This window comes from Bacillus xiapuensis (assembly GCF_002797355.1).
In the GTDB taxonomy this organism is placed as follows: domain Bacteria; phylum Bacillota; class Bacilli; order Bacillales; family Domibacillaceae; genus Bacillus_CE; species Bacillus_CE xiapuensis.
This window is the reverse complement of sequence record NZ_NJAY01000008.1, coordinates 20,860-28,779: the sequence shown is the minus strand read 5'-3', so window position 1 is coordinate 28,779 and position 7,920 is coordinate 20,860. Positions and strand designations below refer to the sequence as shown.

Genomic DNA, 7,920 nt, shown 5'->3' with positions numbered 1-7,920 from the left:
ACATAAAAAAACCCCGTGAATATACCCATACTATGGATACACCCACGAGACTTCGTGCAAACTTTTTTCTTCTTATGCAGACTTTTTTCTCATTCTGCAAACTTTATTCTGATTCAACATATTTATCTGTGTACAATTTGTAGAAAAAGAAACGACAGAAATAATATAGACTATCACTAATTGAGTAAGCATAATCCCCCTTCTTTCTATTGAAACCAATATAAAAAAGAAAGGAGCGCTTTGGTATGTATTTGGGAATTAAAAAATGCTATAAATGGCATTATCTTTTATGAATGTAAAAAGAGCCAAAATACGAAAGTAGTGTATTTAGGCTCTTTATGAAGTAACGCACCATTATATGTAGTATGGTATTTGACCTAATTCAACGTAAATGAAGATATAAAAACAGCCTATTTACTAACTATTTTTACTTATTATATTTAGTAAATAATAGTTTTCAACGTAAACAACGATAGGGCTTTACTTGGAGGGGTGGGTATGATAGGCTGGTTTGCCTACTGAAACACGTGCTTCAGCCTTTCAAGACAAATCATACCCACAGAGTCTCCAAGTCAAGTCCTTAAACGCTTTTCTATGGTTACATGTAAACAGTATAAAGGGTGCACCATATCAGTGCTTTGAAAAGGATACTATATATAAGGGACGTTAGTTGAAGATTCAAATTAACTTTTAATACTTTTTATATACTTTGTAACATTACCCAAACAGCAACTTCCTTGTGGATTGTTTACCTCACAACCACATCGGTTTTCCTTTATGTTTTCTCGAATATGTTCAATTGGATTAGGAGAAAGTTCTTGTTTTACATATTTCTTAATTTTCTCTTTTGTCCAGTCAAAGCAATAGCAAATAGGTGTTATTACATAGTCATCTTTTTGATGTACTGCTACCTTTATGTCAGATGTAAGATATTTCTTATTATCAGCATCAAAATAAACTACATCACACTCTTTACTTAAACAGAAATAGTGATTTACATTCGCATTTAAAGTTTCTAATGCAGTCGGTTTAAGTAATGATTTTAGTGTAATCAACTTTACGTTTTTTGCTTTATTATTACAAGATGGGCAAGCACCATTATTTTCCGTTACCACTTCAATAACCTTACTACTACAACAATCCATCGTTCTCCCACCTTTATTTAAACCGCCCTATAGTAATAACTTCAACAAAAAGAGCGTAAATCATTGTCGGATCAACGCACCCTTTAGTTTAATAAGAATTACACTAGGCAAAAAGGCAAGGGAACAAAAATTTTCCCTTGCTATGAAACCTTATTTTTATTCTTTAACCTTTAGTAATCTTAAACTGTTTAATGTAACAAGCAATGTTGCGCCCATATCGGCAAATATAGCAATCCATAGGGTCAACCATCCGGGCATAACTAATAGTAATGCCACTAATTTAATGGCTAAAGAGAAGGTAATGTTTTGCTTGATAATGGTTAATGCCTTACGGCTTAATTTAATGGTATATGGCAACTTGCTTAAATCATCAGACATTAATGCAATATCGGCTGTTTCTAGTGCTGTATCAGTTCCAGCACCACCCATCGCTACACCGACCGTTGAAGCCGCAAGTGCTGGTGCATCATTTACACCATCTCCTACCATTGCCACACTTTGATGCTTTCCACGAAGTTCTTTAATAAAGTTTAATTTATCTTCTGGAAGTAAATCGGCTTTAATATCTGAAACACCAACCTGTTTCCCAATGGCTTCTGCTGTTCGTTTATTGTCACCAGTCAGCATTACTGTTTCAATTCCCATATGATTCAATTTGTTGATGACTTCTTTTGATGTTTCTCTCATTTCATCTGCTACGGCAATTAGCGAAAGGATTTCTTTATCCGTTCCCAAAACCATCACCGTTTTTCCTTCTATTTGCATACGAGTAATTTTCTCTTGAATGGTACTTTCAATTGTTTGATGCAATTCTTCAAACAAATTTGGACTTCCGACATAATACATTTCATTATTTACTCTTGCTTTTACACCTTTACCCGTAATTGATTGAAAGTCTTCTACCGACATTCCATTAAAGTTCAAGCCGTTTTCTTCTGCTTTTCTTATAATGGCTGAAGCAAGTGGATGTTGTGATCCTTTTTCAATGGCTGCTGTAACTGCAAGCAATTCGTTTTTATCGTCACCATATGTCACGATGTCTGTTACAGTAGGAATTCCTTTTGTTAATGTTCCTGTTTTATCAAAAGCAATGGCTTTAAGGGCTCCTGCTTCTTCTAAATGAATACCACCTTTAATTAAAACACCATTTTTCGCTGCATTTCCAATAGCAGTAACAATCGATATCGGCGTGGAAACAACTAAAGCACACGGACAACCAACAACTAAAACTGCCAACCCTTGATAAATCCATTCACTCCAATCCCCACCAAATAATGGAGGTATAACAGCGATTAAAAGGGCCAAAATCATAATAGATGGTGTATAGTATTTCGCAAATTTATCGACAAATGCTTGAGAAGGTGCTCGTTCTGCTTGTGCTTCTTCTACAAGATGAATAATTTTTGAAAGAGTAGTATCTTCCACTCGTTTGGTTACTTTAACTTCGAGCAATCCTTCTTCATTTAATGTTCCCGCAAACACTTCATCATCAATTGTTTTTGTTACCGGAACACTTTCCCCAGTAATTGCAGCCTGATTTAATGTTGAAGTTCCTTTGATAACTACTCCATCCATTGCTAACTTTTGACCCGGTTTTACAATCATAATGTCTCCAACTTGAACATCATCAACGTGGATTATCATTTCTTCATTCCCACGACGGACTAATGCTTCTTTTGGAGCAATATCCATCAATGATTCAATGGATTGACGAGCCTTATCCATTGAATAGCGCTCTAATGCTTCACTAATCGCAAATAGGATAACAACAGTTGCACCTTCACCCCATTCACCAATGATTGCAGCACCTATAATGGCAATCGTCATTAGTGTATTCATATCAAATTGTAATCTGCTTAAATTTTTTAGACCTTTAATAAACAGCGAATATCCACCAATTAACATGGATGCTGCATAACCAATAGTTGGAAGAATATGCTCTTCCCCGTATTGCGCCCCTAAAAACCAACTAATCAACAGTAATATCGCTGAAATATAGACCTTAATATTTTCTTTTTGCTTCCAGAATGGTTCACGTTCTACTCTCTGTTCTTTTTCATCCCGAATCTTTAAATTTTCAAATGCTCCTGCTTTTTCTAGTTCTTCAATCGTTGCAGTACCTTTCACATACACTTTAGATGCTCCAAAATTTACTTTCGCATCATCAACACCGGGCAATTCTTTTACATTATTTTCAAAAATGGCTGCACAATTTACACAAGTAAATCCTTGAACACGATATGCTTTCATTTCTTCTTCAGTTAAATTGGGTTGTTGATTAGACATTGACTTTCACCTCTTTCTTATGTGCTAACGCAATAGTGATTAATTGCTTGATGTGGTCATCATCTAGTGAGTAAAACGCTAATTTGCCTTCTTTTCGGTATTTTACAATCCCTTGTTTATGAAGAGTTCGTAGGTGATGAGATGCTGTTGCAACGGTAGAACCTATAATATTGGCGACATCACACACACATAGTTCGTCATCTTGACATAAAGCAAAGGATATTTTTGCTCTGTTTTCATCTGCAAGTGCTTTAAATAATAAGGCAACACTAGACATATCCTCTTTTTCTAATTCGCCTTGTATTCGATTAACTTTTTCTTCGTCATAACAATAAATTTCACAAGTATCCTTCTTACCCATTAGTTTCACTCCCTTTTCATTCAAATATTCATTTGAATATATTATAACCCTTTTTTATCTTTATTCAAACATTTATTTGAATGAAATAAAAACAAAAATGCTTGGATAAAAAATCCAAGCACTTTTTCTTAACTGCTTTCGTCTGATTCAACCCAATTACCTGTTTGTTAAAATAGGAATGAGAACAAGGCATTGAATGTCCCATTTTCATACATAATATAAATTCCTAATCCTATAAAGACAATTGGAACAATCCAACGTTCATACTTTTCTATTTTTTCCGATACGAATTCCAAGTGTGCTAAACGATAGCCCACGTAGAGTAAAACCCCAATCATTATTAAAAAGACAATAATAGAGACAATGATTTCAGTCCCATTTAATGTTGTGAAATACGGTACATAAATGGAAAAGTCATCCGCACTGGAAGACAATACAATAAAAGTGACCGTTAGAAATAATTGATTAAACCTACCTGATGAAAATAAGGACAAAATGTTGCTTTCATCTTCATCTTGTTCTCCTTTAATCCATATTTTTATTCCTAAATAAATTGGTAAAAGTCCAAGAAGTCCTATAACCCATTGTTGAGGGATCAAGTTGGCAACACCTAAAGAAACTAAAAGACTTGCTCCTATAACAATTATCGTTCCAACATACTTTCCTATCCAAATATGTATTTCCTGTCCTTTTTTTATTTGCGAAAACAATAGAATTAAAATAACAAGATAATCAATCCCTGTCGCTACATAAATAGTTGCGGCTGTAAGTATCGTTGTTATCATTTATTTACCTCCAAAATTTCAATTTTTAATTTTTTAAACAAAGGAAAGACCCGACTCCCTTTGAAATAATTCTTTTTTGTTCTAAAATATCGAACCCTGTTTCCTCAAGATGATTTGTAAATTCATCCCAAGTAAAGTAGGCTTCTGGCGGATGATCTAATTTAAAATAAGTGGCAAAAAAATGAGAAGCATCTTTATTCAAATCTTCGACTAAAAGTACCCCTCCAGACTTTAAAACTCGATAAAGTTCTGTAATAGCATCTTTCCATTGAGGAATATGATGCAGTATTCCGAAAACAAAAACAGCATCAAACTTATCGGAGTCTAAATGTGTTTCTAACACGCTGCCAACAAAGAAATTTAATTCGGGATATGCTTGTTTTGCCTTTTCAATTTGTGATGGCATAATATCGAACCCTATCAATTCAGCAGGACTAAATTCTTGAATTAACTTTGTACTATATCCTGATCCACACCCAGCATCTAATACTACTTTTCCCTCCAAAGAAAGATTATTCTTATCTAAAAACTCTTTAAAGGTTTTAAACTCAATGTTCTTTTGAAGCCATTTCCTCATTGGATTATTCATCAAATGAAATTCGATTTTATTTAATTCCATAACAATCACCCCTTTATTCAAATATTCATTTGAATGTATTATATCAAATTCATTTTATTATTCAAATATGCATTTGAATAAAATTACAAAATTTACATAAAAAAAGAATTGGAAAAGTCCCAATTCTAATACAAACTTTGTTAAATTATCCTGCCGGTTAATACAAAAAGCACTGCCTTACAAATATGTATAAATATAAGCATATAAGCGTTTATACGTTAATGTATTGAGAAATGATTCAAAATGATTTATAAACATAAACATACTGCCAAAACCTACATCATTTAAATGCCAGAAACATTTTGGTATTCAATTTCCATTTAAATGCTTTGATTTCGGATATTTACCCACCGAAAGTAACGTTACAACTCTACTACATTTTATTTTGAAACTGCTTGTTCCAAATGCTTATTCATTTCAATAAGAGTACCTGTTTCATTATTTACCGAAAGAACCTTTCCATCAATGCTATATTCTTCACCAATTCGCAAGTCCGGGTCTTCTTGTTTTAGTAACTCCAAACATTTATATGTAGAGATAAGTTGACCTCTACAGAATTCAATAAAATTCTGGTTAGACATTCCATTAACGGAATAAATTTTAGATTGTTCAACTCCTGTATAATATCCAGTCAATTCCTGCATAAGGGAATTGGAAAAATATTGTGCACATTGCGCATTAATTTCCTTCCAAGTATCCATTCTGGTATGAACTACTATATGACCCCTTGAAGTCTTGTCAATCGATACCCCGCCACTAATCAAATAATGTCTTAGTTTTTCCTTTAAATTTATGTTCTCCCCATTTTGCAAATAGTACTGGGAAAAAACATATATAAATGAATTCATATATATTTCACTATTAACCAAGTAAATAAGATTCTTTTTTACAGTATCTTCCTTGTATTTCCTATCTTTATATTCATTATAAGAATGCTCGATTGTTTTATTTGATGCCTTGGAGAGACTTGCCGTTAAATAGACATATACTCCCGTAATAGAGACCAATAAAATATTTATCAATACTGTTAATGCCCCATTATTTTCATTTAGAAAATTTATACCTTCTTGTATAAGGCTCATATTGGTTGCTTCTCCTTTTCCCCTATTGCTGGAACCATATCTACATTTAAGAGGGTTAAGTTCTTTTTTAATTCATCATCAATTTCTTCTAAACAAGCAATACATAGAAATTCTTTCGCTCTACTAAATGCTACATATCCTACTCTACAAGTATCTTGCTTATCCTCAAATCTAAATTGCTTGTCCACTTCTAGCCATTTTTTTAATTCATTTTTACTCCTTGCAATTACTAGAACCGCATCAGCCTGTAATCCCTTCGATTTGTGAATAGTAAGATGATAATCTTTAATTTCTTTAATACTGCTAAAGTATTGGAGTTCTAGATTAATCTTGTTAATAAACCCTTCAGCAATATGATCTGGATTATGTTGTACCTTTTTATGAACAGATCTATACGGATCGCATTTGAAGTTTGTTTTTAACAATGAGATTATCTCACTACTATTTATAAATGGATTTGATTTAATGCTTTCTACTAATTTAAAGCAGAGTTGTCTATACGCTAGATCATCTATTCCCAACTCCAGCATAATACTTGTCCTGCTTCTATTTAAGATTTCGCAAATGAATGTTGAACACTCTCTTAATAACTGTATTGAATTAGAATCGCTATCATCTTTTTGAACCAATCCATATTCATTTTCAACTGTCTTAAACGTGCTGCGTCTGTAACCCAAAAAGAATCTTGTTGATGGTTTATTTTCACATACGGTTCTATCATTACATAGGGAATTAAATGAATTAATAATCTCCCGCAAATCATAAGTGTCCGAAATGAAAGTCACTTTATTATTGGTGTTATTATCCTCATTTGTTTTTTGTTGAATGATTGATGTATGGAAGTTATTAATAAAATCAATAATTGTTAAACTTGACCTATTATTACTATCCAGATATTCCTTATCTATAGTTCCGCTGTTTATCGCTTTATATATTGGTCGCTTATCTAAAGTTTGAATCTGACCACCTTGATTTTGAAAAGTCATTATACTTTGCTCTGGATCACCTACAAAGTACATTTCAGTTGCTGATGCTTTTCTTATTTCTTCAAAAATATTAAACTGTCCTGAATTTGCATCTTGAAATTCATCCACAAATAAAAATTGCAGCCTATGAGAAACAAGTTCTCTAATCTTTTTGTTTTCTTTTAATAAATTACTAGATAATGATACAATTTTTTCATAGGGTACTACTCCCTTTTTCACGATACTATTCTTAATAATGTTCTCTTCTTTTCTGTCATTGGCCTTTATACTTACATCTTTATAAACAACTTGCTCTGGTAAAACACCATGAACCACCCCAAATGGTTTAAGTATAAAACGCACTAAAAAACTATGAATAGTTCCAATAAAGACATTTGGGGGAATAACGGTTTTCTCCATCAAGCGTTCCTTAATTTCATTAGTTGCAGAGTTTGTATACGTAATTACAGCAAGAAATCTATGATGTTCGAGCAATGGCAGTCTATTGATTACTTTTTCAATAATATAATGAGTTTTCCCCGCACCCGGTCCAGCAATGACTAGTGTGGGTTTTAATTTTTCAGCCATAAACTTTACCCCTTTATAAACTCGAATGCGTTTTTAATATACGTTGGGATTTTGAATTCCACATTTTCTTTCTTTAATTCGTCACAAAG

At 32.9% G+C, this 7,920-nt stretch carries 7 protein-coding genes; all 7 read right to left on the bottom strand.

Annotated features, from left to right (window positions below):
* Positions 1-683 precede the first annotated feature (683 nt).
* Positions 684-1,145: a putative iron-sulfur cluster-binding metallochaperone gene (locus CEF20_RS16430; protein WP_100332940.1), complete on the bottom strand. Its 462-nt coding sequence runs from the start codon at positions 1,143-1,145 to the stop codon at positions 684-686.
* Positions 1,146-1,301: 156 nt separating this feature from the next.
* Positions 1,302-3,431 carry a heavy metal translocating P-type ATPase gene (locus CEF20_RS16425; RefSeq protein ID WP_100332939.1) on the bottom strand — a complete coding sequence of 710 codons (2,130 nt, stop codon included), beginning with the start codon at positions 3,429-3,431 and terminating at the stop codon, positions 1,302-1,304.
* Entirely contained in the window at positions 3,424-3,792 is a 369-nt protein-coding gene (locus CEF20_RS16420; RefSeq protein ID WP_066192486.1) for an ArsR/SmtB family transcription factor, read from the bottom strand. Before CEF20_RS16420 ends, CEF20_RS16425 begins: the two co-directional genes overlap by 8 nt.
* Positions 3,793-3,959: 167 nt before the next feature.
* A complete protein-coding gene (locus CEF20_RS16415) occupies positions 3,960-4,577 on the bottom strand; it encodes a CadD family cadmium resistance transporter (protein WP_098799335.1) in 618 nt (205 codons plus the stop codon).
* 25 nt (positions 4,578-4,602) lie between these two features.
* Complete coding sequence (locus CEF20_RS16410; RefSeq protein ID WP_098799336.1) at positions 4,603-5,196, bottom strand: class I SAM-dependent methyltransferase; 594 nt, start codon at positions 5,194-5,196, stop codon at positions 4,603-4,605.
* A gap of 380 nt (positions 5,197-5,576) precedes the next feature.
* On the bottom strand, positions 5,577-6,278 hold the full coding sequence (locus CEF20_RS16405) for a hypothetical protein (protein WP_098799337.1): 702 nt from the start codon (positions 6,276-6,278) through the stop codon (positions 5,577-5,579).
* Entirely contained in the window at positions 6,275-7,831 is a 1,557-nt protein-coding gene (locus CEF20_RS16400; protein WP_100332938.1) for a UvrD-helicase domain-containing protein, read from the bottom strand. The genes CEF20_RS16405 and CEF20_RS16400 overlap by 4 nt, the downstream gene beginning before the upstream one ends.
* Between the last annotated feature and the right edge of the window lie 89 nt (positions 7,832-7,920).

Excerpts from the sequence above, each read along its gene's own strand:
- CEF20_RS16400 (WP_100332938.1), bottom strand. The coding sequence starts at position 7,831 with ATGGCTGAAAAATTAAAACCCACACTAGTCATTGCTGGACCGGGTGCG.
- CEF20_RS16415 (WP_098799335.1), bottom strand. The coding sequence starts at position 4,577 with ATGATAACAACGATACTTACAGCCGCAACTATTTATGTAGCGACAGGG.
- CEF20_RS16425 (WP_100332939.1), bottom strand. The coding sequence starts at position 3,431 with ATGTCTAATCAACAACCCAATTTAACTGAAGAAGAAATGAAAGCATAT.
- CEF20_RS16420 (WP_066192486.1), bottom strand. The coding sequence starts at position 3,792 with ATGGGTAAGAAGGATACTTGTGAAATTTATTGTTATGACGAAGAAAAA.
- CEF20_RS16405 (WP_098799337.1), bottom strand. The coding sequence starts at position 6,278 with ATGAGCCTTATACAAGAAGGTATAAATTTTCTAAATGAAAATAATGGG.
- CEF20_RS16430 (WP_100332940.1), bottom strand. The coding sequence starts at position 1,145 with ATGGATTGTTGTAGTAGTAAGGTTATTGAAGTGGTAACGGAAAATAAT.
- CEF20_RS16410 (WP_098799336.1), bottom strand. The coding sequence starts at position 5,196 with ATGGAATTAAATAAAATCGAATTTCATTTGATGAATAATCCAATGAGG.